At 69.1% G+C, this 16,511-nt stretch carries 15 protein-coding genes; 4 read left to right on the forward strand and 11 right to left on the reverse strand.

Translation table 11 applies throughout. The features are described 5' to 3' along the window. The first annotated feature begins 20 nt into the window (after positions 1-20). Positions 21-929 carry an alpha/beta fold hydrolase gene (locus ACYVDG_RS02055; protein WP_460746289.1) on the forward strand — a complete coding sequence of 303 codons (909 nt, stop codon included), beginning with the start codon at positions 21-23 and terminating at the stop codon, positions 927-929. A 96-nt stretch (positions 930-1,025) separates the two neighbouring features. On the opposite strand, the gene ACYVDG_RS02060 is transcribed toward ACYVDG_RS02055, so the two are convergent. From ACYVDG_RS02060 to ACYVDG_RS02095, 8 genes are all read right to left on the reverse strand, one after another. Next, positions 1,026-1,940 carry an MBL fold metallo-hydrolase gene (locus ACYVDG_RS02060; protein WP_460746291.1) on the reverse strand — a complete coding sequence of 305 codons (915 nt, stop codon included), beginning with the start codon at positions 1,938-1,940 and terminating at the stop codon, positions 1,026-1,028. 107 nt (positions 1,941-2,047) lie between these two features. Next, positions 2,048-2,923 carry a PHP domain-containing protein gene (locus tag ACYVDG_RS02065; RefSeq protein ID WP_460746293.1) on the reverse strand — a complete coding sequence of 292 codons (876 nt, stop codon included), beginning with the start codon at positions 2,921-2,923 and terminating at the stop codon, positions 2,048-2,050. 61 nt (positions 2,924-2,984) lie between these two features. Next, positions 2,985-3,650, reverse strand: coding sequence for a DUF6758 family protein (locus ACYVDG_RS02070; protein ID WP_460746296.1), 666 nt, complete (start codon positions 3,648-3,650; stop codon positions 2,985-2,987). A 125-nt stretch (positions 3,651-3,775) separates the two neighbouring features. Beyond that, on the reverse strand, positions 3,776-5,668 hold the full coding sequence (gene typA, locus ACYVDG_RS02075) for a translational GTPase TypA (protein WP_460746298.1): 1,893 nt from the start codon (positions 5,666-5,668) through the stop codon (positions 3,776-3,778). A 168-nt stretch (positions 5,669-5,836) separates the two neighbouring features. Continuing rightward, the gene (locus ACYVDG_RS02080; RefSeq protein ID WP_460746301.1) at positions 5,837-6,265 is read right to left on the reverse strand and encodes a (deoxy)nucleoside triphosphate pyrophosphohydrolase; all 429 of its coding nucleotides are present in this window, start codon (positions 6,263-6,265) and stop codon (positions 5,837-5,839) included. 343 nt (positions 6,266-6,608) lie between these two features. After that, positions 6,609-8,858, reverse strand: a complete 2,250-nt coding sequence (recD2, locus tag ACYVDG_RS02085) for an SF1B family DNA helicase RecD2 (protein ID WP_460746305.1) — start codon at positions 8,856-8,858, stop codon at positions 6,609-6,611. Positions 8,859-8,876: 18 nt separating this feature from the next. Further along, positions 8,877-9,278 (reverse strand): MmcQ/YjbR family DNA-binding protein, encoded by a 402-nt coding sequence (locus tag ACYVDG_RS02090; RefSeq protein WP_460746307.1) that lies wholly within the window; start codon positions 9,276-9,278, stop codon positions 8,877-8,879. A 96-nt stretch (positions 9,279-9,374) separates the two neighbouring features. Then, on the reverse strand, positions 9,375-9,842 hold the full coding sequence (locus ACYVDG_RS02095) for a hypothetical protein (protein ID WP_460746310.1): 468 nt from the start codon (positions 9,840-9,842) through the stop codon (positions 9,375-9,377). 166 nt (positions 9,843-10,008) lie between these two features. On the opposite strand from ACYVDG_RS02095, the gene ACYVDG_RS02100 reads away from it, so the two are divergent. Next, the gene (locus ACYVDG_RS02100; RefSeq protein ID WP_460746314.1) at positions 10,009-11,067 is read left to right on the forward strand and encodes a serine/threonine-protein kinase; all 1,059 of its coding nucleotides are present in this window, start codon (positions 10,009-10,011) and stop codon (positions 11,065-11,067) included. Positions 11,068-11,107: 40 nt separating this feature from the next. Here the strand turns inward: ACYVDG_RS02100 and ACYVDG_RS02105 are convergent, their stop codons facing one another. Beyond that, positions 11,108-11,665 carry a hypothetical protein gene (locus ACYVDG_RS02105; RefSeq protein ID WP_460746318.1) on the reverse strand — a complete coding sequence of 186 codons (558 nt, stop codon included), beginning with the start codon at positions 11,663-11,665 and terminating at the stop codon, positions 11,108-11,110. 310 nt (positions 11,666-11,975) lie between these two features. Between ACYVDG_RS02105 and ACYVDG_RS02110 the strand changes: the two genes are divergently transcribed. Next, the gene (locus ACYVDG_RS02110; RefSeq protein ID WP_460746321.1) at positions 11,976-14,087 is read left to right on the forward strand and encodes a bifunctional metallophosphatase/5'-nucleotidase; all 2,112 of its coding nucleotides are present in this window, start codon (positions 11,976-11,978) and stop codon (positions 14,085-14,087) included. Positions 14,088-14,223: 136 nt separating this feature from the next. Here the strand turns inward: ACYVDG_RS02110 and ACYVDG_RS02115 are convergent, their stop codons facing one another. Then, positions 14,224-14,676 carry a hypothetical protein gene (locus ACYVDG_RS02115; protein WP_460746323.1) on the reverse strand — a complete coding sequence of 151 codons (453 nt, stop codon included), beginning with the start codon at positions 14,674-14,676 and terminating at the stop codon, positions 14,224-14,226. A 182-nt stretch (positions 14,677-14,858) separates the two neighbouring features. Next, complete coding sequence (locus tag ACYVDG_RS02120; RefSeq protein ID WP_460746327.1) at positions 14,859-15,437, reverse strand: hypothetical protein; 579 nt, start codon at positions 15,435-15,437, stop codon at positions 14,859-14,861. 364 nt (positions 15,438-15,801) lie between these two features. Between ACYVDG_RS02120 and ACYVDG_RS02125 the strand changes: the two genes are divergently transcribed. Beyond that, positions 15,802-16,470, forward strand: coding sequence for a response regulator transcription factor (locus tag ACYVDG_RS02125; protein WP_026128827.1), 669 nt, complete (start codon positions 15,802-15,804; stop codon positions 16,468-16,470). Positions 16,471-16,511: the final 41 nt, after the last annotated feature.

Here is a 16,511-nt window from a genome sequence, read left to right on the forward strand (position 1 = left end):
ATGGCCTAGGGTGGCCCGACGTGAGTACACCTGAATTCCTCGAACTGCCGCCGGGTGTGCGGCGCACGGATCTGCGATTGTCGTACGGTCCGGTTGCCGCACTTCGGGCCCGGCCCACGTCCGGCGGCACGGAGTTGGCCCCTGCTGTCCTGGTGCACGGTTTCACCGGCAGCAAGGAGGACTTCATCGCCCTCCTTCAGAGCCTGGCCCAGGCCGGGCGGGAGGTGGTCGCGATCGACCTGCCCGGCACCTATGGTTCGCCGGGCCCCGAAACACTCACCCTGCCGCCCGGAGTGGAACTTCCGGACTACCGCCTCTCCTCTCTGGGAGGCGTCGTCTCCGAAGTTCTGGACCTGGTCGGCACCGGCGGCCCCGTCCACCTGGTGGGGCACTCCTTCGGCGGGCTGGTCTCCCGTGAGGCGGCGCTGAGCGATAAGTCGCCGCTGGCCTCCCTCACCCTGATGTGCTCCGGCCCCGGGCCGTTGAGCGGTGCGCGCGCGGCGCGGACCCGCAACCTCGTCGCCGGGATCTCGATGTCCCCCACCGCCGAGCGGCTCCGTGAGCTGTGGGACGAACACTTCGAGCCCGAAGCCCGGCAGCGTTCGCATCGGCCCGAGGTCGTCGACTTCCTCCGCGAGCGGTTCCTCTCCAGCAGTGCCGTGGGCCTCATCCGCATGGCCGAAGACCTCCTGGGCACCACGGACCGGGTCGCCGACCTGGCCGCGGTGGACCTTCCCAAGCTGGTGCTCTACGGGGAGAACGACGACGCCTGGCCGCTGGCGGACCAGGACGACATGGCCGAGCGACTCAACGCCAAGCGGTTGGTCGTGCCAGGCGCGGGCCACTCCCCCAATGTGGAGGCGCCGGAGACCACCTCGAGTGCGCTGACCGCCTTCTGGAACGAGACCGAGTCGGTCGGCAGGCGCTAGTTCCGATCTCGGCGGACACACCCTGGACCTCAAGCACCGCGTGCCGCCGCCCTTTGCGGGGCGACGGCACGGATGCGCGTGGTTCCGGGGCTCGGCTCAGACCCAGGAGTCGAAGTTGCGCCCTTCGGCCTCCACCGTGGTGGAGGGGCCGCGGTCGGGAAGCACGCGGGTGGTCGGCGGCAGGGACAGCAGGTTCTCGCCGATGGAGGCGAGCTGGGTCGTGTAGTCGAGGTAGGTGTTGCCGACCATGCCGGGCTCACCCTTGCGCAGGGTGTCACCGCTGAAGACGACGCCGAGCTGGCTGATGTAGTAGCCGATGGTGCCGGTGGCGGTGCCGGGCAGGGCCAGGATGTCGACGTGCAGGTCACCGATGTCCAGGGCGCCCTCGCCCTCCACCTCGATCTCGGGGCGGTGCTCCGCGCCGTGGATACGGCGCCAGGCGCGCATCTCACGGGGGTGCAGGGCGATGTCGGCCTCGGCCTCCTCGGCGATGGTGAGCGCCGCCTCGATGTGCGGGCTGTACGCGTTGGTGCAGGCCACGAGGTAGACCTCGCGGTCGCCGACGGCCTTCATGATCGCCTCGGCGTCGTGGGCGGGGTCGATCACCACGACGCCGTCCTTGTCCGCCTCGACGATCCACGTGTTGCTGATGATGTCGTGCTTCTCGCCGTCGAACTCGAAGGTTCCGGCGGTGCGCACGCGAGTGATGCCGTCGGCGTCGGGGCCGGAGACACCGACTTCCTCGACCTCGTCGTCCTCGTCCTCCGTATCAGCCTTCGCGGAGTCTGCGTCGGCCTTCTCCTCGGCGTCGTCGGAGGCCTCGCCCTCGCTGGCTTCGGCGGCCTTCTCGGCGTCCTCTGCGGACTCCGTGCCCTTGGCGCCGGAGTCCTCGGCCGCGGTCTCGGTCTCGGCCTCGTCGGTCCCGGTCTCCTCCGTACCGTCCGCGACCTCCGCAGCGGAATCGGTGGCCTCCTGGCCGTCCTGCTTCTTCGACTTCCGCTTCCAGAACACGTCGTCAGACCTTTCGTCCAGGTATGGGTGGTAAAACGCTGCGACCATTGTCGCGTCCGCGCGCAGTGGTCCGTACCGTACCGAACCTCAAGGAGTCTGGGGACCTCTCACCCCTTGAGCAGAGGGGCACCCGTGGCGGGCGCCACGAGCTCGTCGAAGGCGTCCGGGGACGTTGTCCGGCAGCCCAGCCGGTGGCCGGTGAGGGCGCCGTGGTCGTCGCTGGACCCGGTCACCACCACTCCCAGCTCAGCGGCGACCCCGCGCCAGAACTTGCGCTGGGGCCGGTTGTGCGAGGGGTGGTCGGCCTCGATCCCGCCGAGACCGGCCTCGGCCATGCTTTCGGCCAGCTCCACGGGGACGGCACCGTTGGTGGCGCCCTCAGCACGTCCCGGATGCGCCAACGAACACACGCCGCCTGCCGCCCGCACCAGTTTCACGGCGCGGACCGGGTCGATCGCGTACCGCGCCGCGTAGGCCGGTCCGCCGGAACCGATCCAGCGGTCGAAGGCGTCCTGTACGTCCTTGGCCGCTCCCGCCTCCACGACGGCGCGCGCCAGGTGGGGGCGGCCGATGGTGTTGGCGTCGGCGTACTCGTCCCGACCGGCCCCGGCGATCTGAAGCACGCGCTCCCAGGTCACGTCGACGCCGTGCTCCTGGAGTTTGCGCACCATCTCCTCGGCGCGGGAGGCACGGTCGGAGCGGACCCTGCGCAGTTCCGCGTCGAGCCCCGGGGAGTCCGGATCGAACAGGTAGCAGACCAGGTGGACGCTGGACCCCTGGTAGGCGCAGGACAGCTCCATCCCGGGAACAAGAGTGAAGTGGGGAGGGAGGTGTCTGGCGGCCTCCTCGATCCCCCCGACGGTGTCGTGGTCGGTCAGTGCGAGTACGTCGAGTCCGGCGGCGACCGCGTACTCGATGACCTCGGCTGGGGCATCGGTGCCGTCGGAGACCGAGCTGTGGGAGTGCAGGTCGATACGTGTCACCGGGCGATTGTACGCAAGTCGAGCCGGACCCGAGCGGTATGGGCAGCCCGGACCCGCCAAGTCAGCCCGATGCGTCCGCGGGTGCGAGGACCCGGTCGAGGAACGGGCTGAGTGCCCCGTACGGCGGTTCGAGGGCGACACCGCCGTCCCTGATGTCGCGCAGGTCCCGCAGTGAGTTCACCTCGCACATGAGCATGCCGGTGTCGGCGGAGGCGAAGACGAACCAGAGCCAGTGCGCGAGCGCCTCTCCGGCGTAGCCTGCGCGGTCACGCCCGACGTCCAGGTTCCACAGCGCCACCTCGTGCCCGTCGAACCGCACTTTGGCGTCGGGCGGCCCGGAGTCGAACCCCGCACCGGGGTCGGGGCCCGCCAGTCCGGCGAGGCGTGCGCCGAGGCCGATGCCCGGGTCCTCCGCGACGATGACGACCTCGCCGACCCCGCCGAGCGGGTTCGGACCGGACAGGGCCACGGCCGTGGCCAGGGCTCCGCTGCGTTCGTCGCCGACGTCGGCGAAACCGGTGACCACCCAGCCCGTCGGCAGCGGCCAGGGGATCCACACGGGAACCCTGGCCTGCGGCAGGAGGGCTTCGAGCGAGGCGGACCCCGGGGCGCGAACCCCCTGGAGGGGCGCCACAGGTCCGTGGGCGTCACACTGCCAAGCGCTCGTCCACAACCCCGGAGGTTGCACGGAGCGCCCACAACGTGGACACGAGGGCTCGGGTTTCATGTTCTTGGGGTGTACCCGAGAGGTGTTCGGCGAAAACGCGGGGTGGGCGGAGCACGATCGTGCTCCGCCCACCCCGGGGCGTCCTGGAGGGACCCGGCCCCTCCTGGACCGCCTGCCGCCGTTGGCTACTGCTTCTGGCGCTTCTTGTTCGCCGCGATCCGGCCGCGCTCTTTCAGGTCCAGGATGACCTTGCGGATGCGGATGTTCTCGGGCGTCACCTCGACGCACTCGTCCTCGCGGCAGAACTCCAGGGCCTGCTCAAGGGAGAGCTTGCGCGGCGGCACCAGGCGGACCAGCTCGTCGCCGGTGGCCGAACGCATGTTGGTGAGCTTCTTCTCCTTGGTGATGTTGATGTCCATGTCGTCGGAGCGGGAGTTCTCGCCGACGATCATGCCCTCGTACACCTCGGTGGTCGGCTCGACGAACAGCGTGCCGCGCTCCTGCAAGTTGAACATCGCGAACGCGACGGCCACACCGGCGCGGTCGGCGACCAGGGAACCGTTCTGGCGGGTGCGCAGGTCACCGAACCACGGCTCGAACTTCTCGAACACGTGGTGGGCGATACCGGTACCCCGGGTCTCGGTGAGGAACTCGGTGCGGAAACCGATGAGGCCGCGGGAGGGCACCAGCCAGTCCATCCGCACCCAGCCGGTGCCGTGGTTGACCATGTTCTCCATGCGGCCCTTGCGGACACTGAGCACCTGGGTGATGGCGCCCATGTAGTCCTCGGGCGCGTCCACGGTGAGGCGCTCGACCGGCTCGTGCACCTTGCCGTCGATGATCCGCGTGACCACCTGCGGCTTGCCGACGGTCAGCTCGTAGCCCTCGCGACGCATCTGCTCGACCAGGATGGCCAGCGCCAGCTCGCCGCGGCCCTGCACCTCCCAGGTGTCCGGGCGCTCGGTGGGCAGCACGCGCAGGGAGACGTTGCCGATGAGCTCCCGCTCCAGGCGGTCCTTGACCAGGCGGGCCGTGACCTTGGCGCCCTTGACCTTGCCGACCAGCGGCGAGCTGTTGGTACCGACGGTCATGGAGATGGCGGGCTCGTCGACCGTGATGAGCGGCAGCGCGACCGGGTTCTCGGGGTCGGCGAGGGTCTCGCCGATCATGATGTCCTCGATGCCGGCGATGGCCGCGATGTCACCGGGTCCGGCCACCTCGGCGGGCTTGCGCTCCAGCCCCTCGGTCATGAGGAGTTCGGTGATCTTGACCTGCTGGATGCTGCCGTCGGTGCGCATCCACGCGACCTGCTGCCCCTTGCGGAGCTCGCCCTGCTGGACGCGGACCAGCGCCAGACGGCCGAGGAACGGGGAAGCGTCGAGGTTGGTGACGTGGGCCTGCAGGGAACCGTTGGGGACGTACTCGGGGGCCGGGACGGTGTCCAGGATGGTGCTGAACAGCGGAACGAGGTTGTCGTTCTCGGGCACAGCACCGTTTTCGGGGCGCTCCAGGGAGGCCTTGCCGTCCCGGGCGCACGTGTAGACGATCGGGAACTCGATCTGCGACTCGTCGGCGTCCAGGTCCATGAAAAGCTCGTAGGTGTCGTCCACGACCTCGGCGATCCGGCTGTCGGGCCGGTCGACCTTGTTGATGACGAGGATGACGGGGAGCTTGGCCTGGAGGGCCTTGCGGAGCACGAAGCGGGTCTGCGGGAGCGGGCCCTCGCTGGCGTCGACGAGCAGGACGACACCGTCGACCATCGAAAGGCCGCGTTCGACCTCACCACCGAAGTCGGCGTGGCCGGGGGTGTCGATGATGTTGATGACGACGTCGTCGCCCTCGGGCGTGGTGTAGTGGACCGCCGTGTTCTTCGCGAGAATGGTGATGCCCTTCTCGCGCTCCAAGTCGTTGGAGTCCATCACACGTTCGTCGACGTCTTGGTTCTCCCGGAACACTCCGGACTGCCAGAGCATGGCGTCAACGAGGGTCGTCTTGCCGTGGTCGACGTGAGCCACGATGGCGACGTTGCGCAGGTCGCTGCGGCGGGCGGAGCCCTCGACGGGCGTAGCGCTGGACATGGGAAAGTCTCGATCTCCTGTACTGGGTAGAGACCGCAGAGTGCCACGGCCCGTTGCCAGTTTATGCGGTCATAGTGGTCTGGTTGGGAAACGTACAGGTCACCCCGGTTAACTTCATCACTCCGAAGTGCCCGGAAAGCCGGTGTCCCGTGTCCCTGAAAGCACGCCTCAAGCGGTGCTGGTGTGCGCTCCGAGCAGTGTGGTGAGCGGCCCCAGGAAGGGGACGTCAGCGGGCATCCAGTCGAGTTCGCCCAGACCCCCGGAATCCACCCAGCGCAGCGCCAGGTGTTCCAGGGGGCGTGGTTCACCCTCCAGGAGTTCCGCCCCCAGCAGCCGCAGGACGACCGGCCGGGAGCGCCGTGCCGCGACCTCCGGTAGTGGAACGTCGTCCCCGATCGGTTCCAGGGCCCGGACGGTGACGCCCAGTTCCTCCCGGCACTCGCGGACGAGCGCTTCGGCCGGGGCCTCCCCCGGCTCGGCCTTTCCGCCGGGGAACTCCCACCGGCCGCGCTGGGCCTGGGGTTGGGCGCGCTGGGCGGCCAGGACGCATCCGTCCCGAATGATCGCGGCACCCACCACTATCAGAGTCTGTCGCACGAGATAACAGCCTAGGGCCTGCCGAGTGTGCCCTTGCGACTCGGGACCGGACCGCCGCGCTACCCAGGGCTATCGATGGCCCCGGGTGCCGGTCCGATCCGGCCGGCACCCGGGCTGCCGCCGCTCTCCGGGGGGTGAAAGAGCGCCAGCATCCTGATTGGTCCCGCTGTCACCTGGGCGTACCGAGCACGGAACGGAAAACCTCCCTTGGGAAGATTCTCGCGAGGGAAGCAAGGTGACTGAACGAGAGCCTATGCACAAGGGACGGCCCGTGGGGCGGAATCCGCGAACGTCTCCGTACTTTTCGTGGGCCGAATCGGGCTTTTCGTGCGCATGGTGACGATCAGACGAGGGATTCGTGACGTTCGGCCAGGGGGCGGCGCAAACGGTGGGCGAGCCCGGTGTGCCTCCGGCCGGAGGAGGCGTTGCGGACCGCCTGGGCCAGGGCACGTCGGGATCCGACCAGAACGACCATCTTCTTTGCCCGGGTGATCGCGGTGTAGAGCAGGTTGCGCTGCAGCATCATCCAGGCGGACGTGGTGACGGGGACGACCACCGCCGGGTACTCGCTGCCCTGCGAGCGGTGCACCGTGATGGCGTAGGCGTGGGTGAGTTCGTCGAGTTCGGCGAAGTCGTAGCCGATCTCCTCGTCCTCGTCGGTACGCACCGACACTTCCTGGGCGACGGAGTCGATCCCGGTGACCACGCCGAGCGTGCCGTTGAAGACCCCGCTCTCCCCCTTCTCGTAGTTGTTGCGGATCTGGGTGACCTTGTCGCCCACCCGGAAGACCCGCCCGCCGAACCTGCGCTCCTGGATGTGCTCCGCCGGCGGGGTCACGGCTGTCTGGAGGGCGGAGTTGAGGTTGGTCGCCCCGGCGGGCCCGCCCTTCATCGGGGTCAGCACCTGCACGTCGCGGCGCGGGTCGAGGCCGAAGCGGCGGGGGATGCGCCGGGCGACCACGTCGACGGTCATCTGGGCGGCGTCCTCGGCATCGTCGCAGGGGAACAGGAAGAAGTCGGACATCCCCTGGAGGTGAGGCGGCTCCCCCTGGTTGACCCGGTGCGCGTTGGTGACCACGCCGGACTGCTGGGCCTGGCGAAACACGTGGGTCAGGCGCACGTTGGGGATGGGCGAGCCCTCCTCCAACAGGTCGCGCAGGACCTGCCCCGCCCCCACCGACGGAAGCTGGTCGACGTCACCGACGAACAGCAGGTGGGCCCCGGGCGGGACGGCTTTGACCAGCTTGTTGGCGAGGATCAGGTCCAGCATGGAGGCCTCGTCGACCACGAGGAGATCGCAGTCCAGAGGGTTGTCCCGGTCGTGCGAGGCGTCCCCGCCCGGACGCAGCTCGAGGAGGCGGTGCACCGTGGAGGCCTCGAAGCCGGTGAGTTCGGTGAGGCGCTTGGCCGCGCGCCCGGTCGGGGCGGCCAGGATGATCTTGGCGTCCTTGGCCATCGCCATGGTGACGATGGAGGAGACCGTGAAGGACTTACCGCAGCCCGGGCCGCCGGTGAGCACGCACACCTTCTGGGCGAGGGCCTCACGCACCGCTCGCTGCTGGGCCTCGGCGAGAGAGGCACCGGTGCGCCGGTTGAGCCACTCCAACGCCAGGGACCAGTCGACGTCGGCGAAGGCGGGCAGGCGTTCCTCCGGGGTCTCGAGCAGTGAGCGCAGTCCGGAGGCCAGACCCAGCTCGGCACGGTGGAAGGGGAGCAGGTAGACGGCGCGGACGGGTTCCCCTTCGGGACCGGGGACGGTCTCCCGTGCGACGCCCTCCTCGGCCACGAGTTCAGCGATGCACTCGATGACCAGCCCCGACTCCACCTGGAGGATCTTCACGGCTGCGGAGATGAGCCGTTCCTCGGGGAGGTAGCAGTGCCCGTCGTTGCTGGACTCCGACAGGGTGAACTGGATACCGGCCATGACCCGCTGTGGACTGTCGTGCGGGATGCCGACCGCTTGGGCGATGGTGTCGGCGGTCTTGAAGCCGATCCCCCACACGTCCGAGGCCAGCCGGTAGGGCTCCTTCTGGACCACCTCGATCGAGGCGTCACCGTACTTCTTGTAGATGCGCACCGCCAGCGATGTGGTGACCTCCACGCCCTGGAGGAAGACCATGACCTCCTTGATGGCCTTCTGTTCCTCCCAGGCGTCAGCGATGAGCTTGGTGCGTTTGGGGCCCAGTCCGGGGACCTCGATGAGGCGTTCGGCCTCCTCTTCGATGACCTCCAGGGCCTCGGTACCGAAGTGCTCGACGATCCGCTCGGCCATCTTCGGCCCGATCCCCTTGATCAGCCCGGAGCCGAGGTAGCGGCGGATGCCCTGGACCGTGGCGGGCAGCACGGTCGTGTAGTCGTCCACGTGGAACTGTCGGCCGTACTGGGGGTGGGAGCCCCAGCGGCCGCGCAGCCGCAGCGCCTCGCCCGGCTGGACACCCAGGAGGGAGCCCACCACCGTGAGCAGGTCGCCGCCCCGCCCGGTGTCGACCTTGGCCACGGTGTAGCCGGTCTCCTCGTTGGCATAGGTGAGGCGTTCCAGGACCCCTTGGACCACGGCCTGCTGAGGAGGGGTCGGCTTGGTTGTGGTGGACATGGGTACCTGCGTCCTTTCTCAGGCCTCGGCGCCGATCTCCGGGGTCTGCTCCCCCAGGACGGCGAGCACCCGGTCCCGGTCCGCCCGGCGCAGGCTGCGCGCGACCAGGACGTAGGAGTGCCTGAGCATCTCTACGAGCTCGTCTCCGGGAACGGTGCCGTCCAGCAACACAGAGTTCCAGTGCCGCTTGTTCATGTGCCAGCCGGGGGTGACCGCGGGGAACTGGTGGCGCAGTTCCAGTGCCAGTTCCGGGTCGCACTTGAGGTTCACCGTCGCGGGGCCGCCGTCGGCGCCACCGGTGAGCAGGCCGAACATCTTCTGCCGCGCGACCTTGTATACGAGGGCGCCGGGGCCGAAGGGCTCGCTCTCCTCCGCCTCCGGGAACCACAGGGCCGCGTCGATGAACTGCTCCGGTTTCATGGTCCTCCCCCTCTGGTGTCACCTCTGACCCTGCCAGAGGACACCGACCTTCGGGGGCCTCGTCCACCGGCCTGTGTACAACCCGCATGAATCGGCTCAGCCGCCGCCGTCCGCCGCCCGTTTCGATCGTCCGACGAGCGAGAAGACGAGTACGGGCAGGAGCCAGCCCAGGAACAGCAACGCCGCGAAGGCAAGGATGTACGCAAGACTGCGCATCTCCACGAACTGGGGCAGGAATGTCAGCCCCAGGGCCGGAACCAACAGTGCCACGAACATCCAGAAGGTGGCCCACCCGCTCAGCACCTCCCCGCGCGGAGCTTGAGCAGGGCCTACCCGCCCTTCCTCCGTGACCACGGCGAACAGGTCCCGTCCGCGCCATGTGAGCACGAGTTCCCCGTCGACCGAGACTTCCGCCAGAAACTCGCGGGTCAGGCCTCGTCGGGTGGCATGGTCGGTGGCGGCAGGAACCAACTCCCCCGACGGGAGCCGTGTCGCCCCCCTCACCGCTCCGTGCATGGCGGGGGTCACGTCGACGGTGGTCCAGTCGGCGAGCACGAACTTCACGTGGGGGTCCTCAAAGACGTGGCCTGTACGGTCCGCACGCCAACCCTATGCCCGGTTTCTCCGGGTCTTCCGAGAGTCGGGCGCCCGAACCGCGGAGGATCGGTTGCACAGGGGGGCCGGGGATAGACTTCGCCTCAACCGTCCCCCTCTTCCGGTTGGAGTGCCCTTGAAGGCACGCGGCGTCCGCAGACTCGCTCCGCTGGAGCCCGGAGATCCACGCGAGATCGGCGGGCACCGGGTGCGGGGGCGGGTGGGTTCGGGCGGTATGGGCACCGTGTACGCCGCGGAGTCACCCGGGGTGCACGGCTACCTGGCGGTGAAGGTCGTCCACCCGAAGCAGTCCTCCGACCACCGGTTCCGGGAACGGTTCGCACACGAGGCCCGGCTGCTGTCCAAGGTCAACAGCCCGTCGGTGGCCCGCTTCGTTCGGGCCGACGTGGGCTCCGAACGGCCGTGGATGATCACCGAGTACGTGCCGGGGCCCACTCTGCGGTACCACGTGGAGCGTTTCGGGCGGCTGCGCGGCGGCATGCTCCTCGGGTTCGCCGCCGGTATCGCCGAGGCCCTGCGGGCGATCCATGCCGCGGGCGTGGTGCACCGCGACCTCAAACCGGGCAACGTAGTGCTCTCCGCTCAGGGGCCCAAGCTGCTGGACTTCGGGATCGCACACGCGGTGGAGGACCCCGACCCCACCAAGTGGATCCGGCTGCGGAAGATGCGCCGCGCCTACCGGGACCTCGGGCTCCCCTCACCGGAGGCGCTGCCCGACGAACGCGTCGCCCAGCAGCGCGACAGGTTGGGCACACCCGGGTGGATCAGCCCCGAGCAGTACCGTGGCCAGCCGACGACGCAGCGGTCCGACGTGTTCCTGTGGGGCGCGACGGTCGCCTTCGCCTCAACCGCGCACGACCCGTTCGGGACGGCCGCCCCGGAGGAGATGTCCCGCCGGGTGGTGTCCGAGGAGCCCGACGTCCAGTACCTGCCACACGGCTTGGGAGAGCTGGTGGCGGCGGCGATGCGCAAGGATGCGAACGACCGGCCCGACTCCGAGGAGCTCCTCCGCGCGGTTCTCGCTTTGGAGGGGCAGACGGGCCCGGCGGGCCAGGAGGACGGGAGCGTACGGGGACTCCTGGAGCGCCAGTGGACCAAGGTCGCGGTTCGGGTGCCCCGGCCGCCGAGGGAGGGCCGCCTCTTCGGCCGCACCTCCGGGGAGGACCCGGCGTGAGGTGTCCAGAGCGCGCTTCTCCGGGGCCGGCCCAGTCGACCTAGAGCAAGCCGTAGTGCGCTCGGCTCTCCTTGTCCCACATGAAAGCCATCATCGTGACGGTGAAGCCCAGCGGGACGATCGCGAGCAGGTCACCGGAGAACAGGTTCCATCCCAGGAGCAGGCCGGCCAGCCCTTGGAACACCATGGCGCCCCAGTAGACGCCCACGGTGCGGCGGGGCAGACGTGCGGCGAGGAGGGTGGAGAAGATCCCGTACAGCCCGGTCACCAGCGCCATGGAGAGCATGAGCGAACGCATGGTCTCGGCGTCGAGGGCCAGGTCGACGTCCTGCTCGGCGGCGACCGCGGCCTGTTCGTCCAGGACCTCGGTCATCGCCTCGTTCGGCACGCTCATGCCCATGATGAAGAGCAGGGAGAGCAGCAGGCCGCAGGCACCACCGATGAACATCAGGGTGCGGACCGTGGAGACCTTCTTGGGCATGGGCGCGTCGGGCCGCTGTGCCTCGAAGCTCGCGTTGAAGTCGGGCAGTCCTCGCTGGGAGGGAACGCCGCCCTGTCCCGAGTTGGGGTCGTACGGGTCCTGGCCAGAGGGAAACACGAACGTCCTCCGAGGGAATCGAGCCGACTTTCAGTCCATGGTAGGGGCGCGTGGAGCTAAGGGCACCGGGCCGACGGGGGCGGAACCGGAACCCGACCAAAAACCAACACACAGAGCAACAGAATCCGTGAAAATATCACCCTGAGTTATATTCTGTAGTCGGCAACCTCCGCGCACACTGGAGATTCTGCAAATCGTAACCCCGGGGCCCGTGCCCGAACACCTCACCCCGTCTAGGGTGAACGAACTCCGATCTCACCCGCCTCACGGCGGCGTCCCCGCCAGATCCCCCAAAGGAGTCACAGCAGACATGTCCAGACTCGTGCGCACATCCGGCGCACTGATCCTGACAGGCGCGCTGGTGGTACCTTTCGCACCCGCAGCCAGCGCCTCCGCTCCCACGGACACCCCCGACGGTGACGCGGCCTTCACTCTCACCCTCCTGCACGGGAACGACCCCGAGTCCGCGCTCCTGAACGCCCCCGCCGATCCGGACTTCGGCGGGGCCGCGCGGTACACGACCCTGCTCAACGAGCTGCGCGACGCCGAGAACGCCGGTGACGAGGCCGAGGACGGCGAGGCCGAGGAACACGGCGTGGTCGCCGTCAACTCCGGCGACATGTACCTTCCCGGGCCGGAGTTCGCCGCCTCGCAGGAGGACGGCGCGCCCTTCTACGACGCGATCGCCACCTCCCACGCGGAGTACGACGCGATCTCGATGGGCAACCACGAGTTCGACTTGGGCCCCGACCTGTACGCCGAGTTCATCGGCGAGCTGCCCGAGGAGACCACGGTGGTCGCCGCCAACGTGGACGTCTCGGGCGAGCCCGAGCTGGCCGCGCTGGAGGAGGAAGAGCGCATCGCCCCGAGCTCCGTCGTGGAGACGAAGGGGCACGAAGTCGGCATCGTCGGTGCGCTCTACCCGCCCCTGCACACCATCTCGAGCCCGCGCGACGTGGTGGTGGACGAGGTCGTCGGCCCGGTCCAGGCCGAGGTCGACCGGCTGGCCGGGGAAGGCATCGACAAGATCATCATGATCTCCCACCTCCAGGACATCACCTACGAGGAGGAGGTGGCCCAGGAGCTGAACGGCATCGACGCCATGGTCTCCGGCGGCGGCCACGAGGTGATGGCCAACCCCGACGACCCGCTGGTGCCCGACGACGAGGTCAGCGTGCACCCGGACACCGGCGAAGAGCTGTCCTACCCGCTGTGGGTGGACAACGCCGACGGCGTCGAGGTGCCGATCGTCACCGCCGGTTCGGACTACAAGTACGTCGGCCGACTGGTGATGAACTTCGACGACAACGGCGACCTCCACTCCATCGGCGACCGTTCCGGACCGGTCCGGGTGTCCGGTACCGGCGACGACGCCGTCGAGCCGCACCACGAGGTCGACACCGAGGTGGCCAAGCCCGTCGCCGACTACGTGGAAGAGCTCGCCGAGACCGAGGTGGCGCAGAGCGAGGTCGACCTGGACGGCCGCAACCCGAGTGTGCGCACCGAGGAGACCAACCTGGGCAGTCTGCTGGCCGACGCGCTCGTGGACACCGGTGTACGCAACGCCGGGGAGTACGACGTTCCGGAGCCGCAGATCGGTATCCAGAACGGCGGCGGCATCCGCAACGACTCGGTCATCCCGGCAGGCCCGGTCACCGCGCTGGACACCTACTCGATCGCCGCCTTCGCCAACCAGGTCGCGGTGGTCCCGGAGATCCCGCGCACACAGGTCAAGGAACTGCTGGAGCACGGTGTCTCCGCCGTTCCCACCGCCGACGGCCGCTTCATGCAGGTGGCCGGGGTCAACTTCGCCTACGAGCCCGACAACACCGCCCAAGAGGTCAGCGAGGACGGCGAGGTGCTCACCGAAGGTGATCGGGTGCGCCACGCGGTCCTGCACGACGGCACCGTGATCGTCGAGGACGGCGAGGTCGTGGACGGCGATGACATCACGATCGCGACCAACGACTTCTCCGCCGGCGGCGGGGACATGTACCCCTTCCGCGACGCCGACTTCACCGTGGTGGGCTCCACCTACCAGGGCGCCCTGGAGCAGTTCCTCACCGACACCCTCAGCGGTGTCGTGAGCGCCGAGGACTACCCCGAGGGCGGCGCCGATCGCATCGTGGTCGGCGACGAGGCCGCCGACCCGCCCGGCAACGGCGGCGGATCGCCCACCGACCCGCCGGAGTCCCCGGACCCGACCGACGAACCGACCGATGGTCCGAGCGACCCGGACGACCAGAAGCCCGGCCGCCCCGGTGAGGAGGACGAGGACAAGGGCGCTGCCCTGCCGGTCACCGGTGGTGCCCTGACCGGTCTGATCATCGCCGCCGTGGTGGCCGTCGGCGCCGGTGGCGGCGCGCTCTACCTGAGCCGCAAGCGCAAGTCAGTGCCCGGCCTCGGGGAGGTCGGCGCCTGATCCCGCCGAACGGCCGCCCGGCCAACCGGGTGGCCGGACCGGACACGGAAAGCGGGCCCGTCCGAGTTCTCGGACGGGCCCGCGTCGCGTCCCGGCGCCTACCCCTCGCCCCTCCGCGGTCCTCGCGCCGACCGCCTCAGCAGCGCGGCAGCCCTTCGACCGGCTGCCAAGGCTCGGCCACCCGGAAGGCCGTGGCGCTGACGAAGACGTCCCGGTTCCCGGTCTCATCGTCGGTCAGCGCCCACCAGGTCGAGTACCCCTCGCCGTCGGAGTGCGGCTCACCCTCCACTTGGCAGAAGAAGGCATGCCTCCCGGCCCGGAGCCAGCCGCCCGTGGGGTGCTGGCTTTCCTGCGACCAGTAGGTCCGGGCATCACGCCAGGTGGAGTAGTACTGGCGGGGCGAATAGCTCGACGGCCCGGTCTCAGGCGGGTCGCCCACGGTCTCCGCCGGACCGGCCTCCGCCGCCCCGGCGGGTGTCGCGGCCGTTCCCGACAGGCTCAAGGCCACGGCCGTCGCCAGTGCGCCCACCCCCGCTCCCCAACGCCCGGACTTCGGCTGTGTCCCGCCCATGCCGCTGCGCCGCGCCATCGCCGCTCCTCGTATGCCCCGCCCTGGTCCAAGGTCCGGGAAGAGTGGATAGGTCCGGTGGGACTCGCAGGCTTTGAAGCCCGTCAACCACCACCAACACCCCCATCATTACTCAGGGTGGCCCATCGCGTTCGCAACGACGCGGCGGTGCCGGGCGTCCGGTACGGGCCCCGTGCGGGGACTCAGCAGTCGACGATCCCATCGACTTCACCGGCCATGGTGTCGCGGTCCGCCTGGTCCATGCCGCCTTCCTCGAACCAGACGAGCACGACGTGGCAGGCGTCCTGGGCGTCCACCGCGTCACCCTCCCCCTCGTCCGCCTGGTTCCGGATCCCCATGGCGAGGGTCTCGGCCAGGAAGGAGTTCTCGAAGGTGACCACGCGCACCAGGTTGGTGTGCACGGCACCCGTGCAGACGAAGAGCGGGTCGTCCTCGTCCTCCTCGCACACCTCGCCGGTCATGTCGGCGCCCGCTTGGAGGTCGTCGTACTCGCCTCGCAGCTCCGTCACGACCTCCTCGGCCGTCAAAAGCGGCTCGTCCGGGTCCTCAGCGGGCGGATCGGTCGGCTCCTCGGTGAGGTCTGGGGAGGGCACCTCCGGAGGGCTCGGCGGCCCCTCGGGAGTGGGGCTTTCGGCAGGCTCTTCGGAGGGCTCCTGTGCGGCGGGCTCGGGCCCCGGATCCTCCGCGATCCGGGCCGTCAGCATGCCTCCCACGGCGAGCCCTCCGCCGAGGAACGAGGCACCCCCCAGCACGGCGATCACGCAGAGCACCGCGACCAGGCCGGTTCCGTACCGCCCCTGCGGACTAGGCTCCTGTGGCCCTTGGGGAGGCTGTGGTCCATGGGACCACTGTTGTCCCTGAGAAGGAAGCCCGAATTCACCGCCGGGGCTGGGGTTGGGGTTCACTGCGGACTCCTCTTGAAATCCAGGGAAGGAAGACGGACCCACGGAGCGCGGGCTCCCAACCACCCACCTTCCCAGTTTCACCAAGAACGTGCAAAGAAAAGACCGAAGATGGCCAATCGCACCATTTGACCGTTATGTGATTAGCGCATTTTCGGCCAACCTTGGTGTATCCGGCGCGCATAATAGGGAAATGCGCCACCCGGGACCTACGATCGGCATCATGACCTGCGTTTTGCTGGCCGAAGACGATGTCTCGATCTCCGAGCCCCTCGCGCGCGCACTCCGACGCGAGGGCTACACGGTAGACGTGACAGTCAACGGCATTGAGACACTCGACCGCGCCCGTGCGGGAGACATCGACCTCATGGTCCTGGATCTCGGGCTACCCGAAATGGACGGCCTTGAGGTGGCACGTCGGCTCCGCGCCGAGGGTCACGGAACGCCGATCCTCATTCTCACTGCCCGCGCCGACGAGGTCGACACCGTCGTCGGCCTCGACGCGGGTGCCGACGACTACGTGACCAAACCCTTCAGGCTCGCCGAGCTCCTGGCCAGGGTCCGCGCGCTCCTGCGCCGCGGCGGGGCCGAGGTCCCGGTGGTCCACGGGGTCCGGATCGACAACGACTCGCGCCGGGCCTGGCTGGGCGACCGGGAGCTCCAGCTGACCACCAAGGAGTTCGACCTGCTGCGCGTGCTCGTACGCGACGCGGGCAAAGTGGTCACCAGGGAGCAGATCATGCGGGAGGTGTGGGACACCAACTGGTGGGGCTCTACCAAGACCCTGGACATGCACATTTCGTGGCTACGCCGCAAACTGGGCGATGACGCGAACCAACCGTCCTACATCACGACCGTCCGGGGTGTGGGCTTCCGGTTCGAACGAGACTGACACGACCTTGGGTTCGACGCGCTTTCCGGTCGACCGCCACG

The sequence above is a fragment of the Nocardiopsis oceani genome (assembly GCF_054777395.1).

What these genes read in the sequence shown, in the direction of transcription:
- ACYVDG_RS02110 (WP_460746321.1), top strand. Translation starts at nt 11,976, where the DNA reads ATGTCCAGACTCGTGCGCACATCCGGCGCACTGATCCTGACAGGCGCG.
- recD2 (WP_460746305.1), bottom strand. Translation starts at nt 8,858, where the DNA reads ATGTCCACCACAACCAAGCCGACCCCTCCTCAGCAGGCCGTGGTCCAA.
- typA (WP_460746298.1), bottom strand. Translation starts at nt 5,668, where the DNA reads ATGTCCAGCGCTACGCCCGTCGAGGGCTCCGCCCGCCGCAGCGACCTG.
- ACYVDG_RS02125 (WP_026128827.1), top strand. Translation starts at nt 15,802, where the DNA reads ATGACCTGCGTTTTGCTGGCCGAAGACGATGTCTCGATCTCCGAGCCC.
- ACYVDG_RS02070 (WP_460746296.1), bottom strand. Translation starts at nt 3,650, where the DNA reads ATGAAACCCGAGCCCTCGTGTCCACGTTGTGGGCGCTCCGTGCAACCT.
- ACYVDG_RS02090 (WP_460746307.1), bottom strand. Translation starts at nt 9,278, where the DNA reads ATGAAACCGGAGCAGTTCATCGACGCGGCCCTGTGGTTCCCGGAGGCG.
- ACYVDG_RS02115 (WP_460746323.1), bottom strand. Translation starts at nt 14,676, where the DNA reads ATGGCGCGGCGCAGCGGCATGGGCGGGACACAGCCGAAGTCCGGGCGT.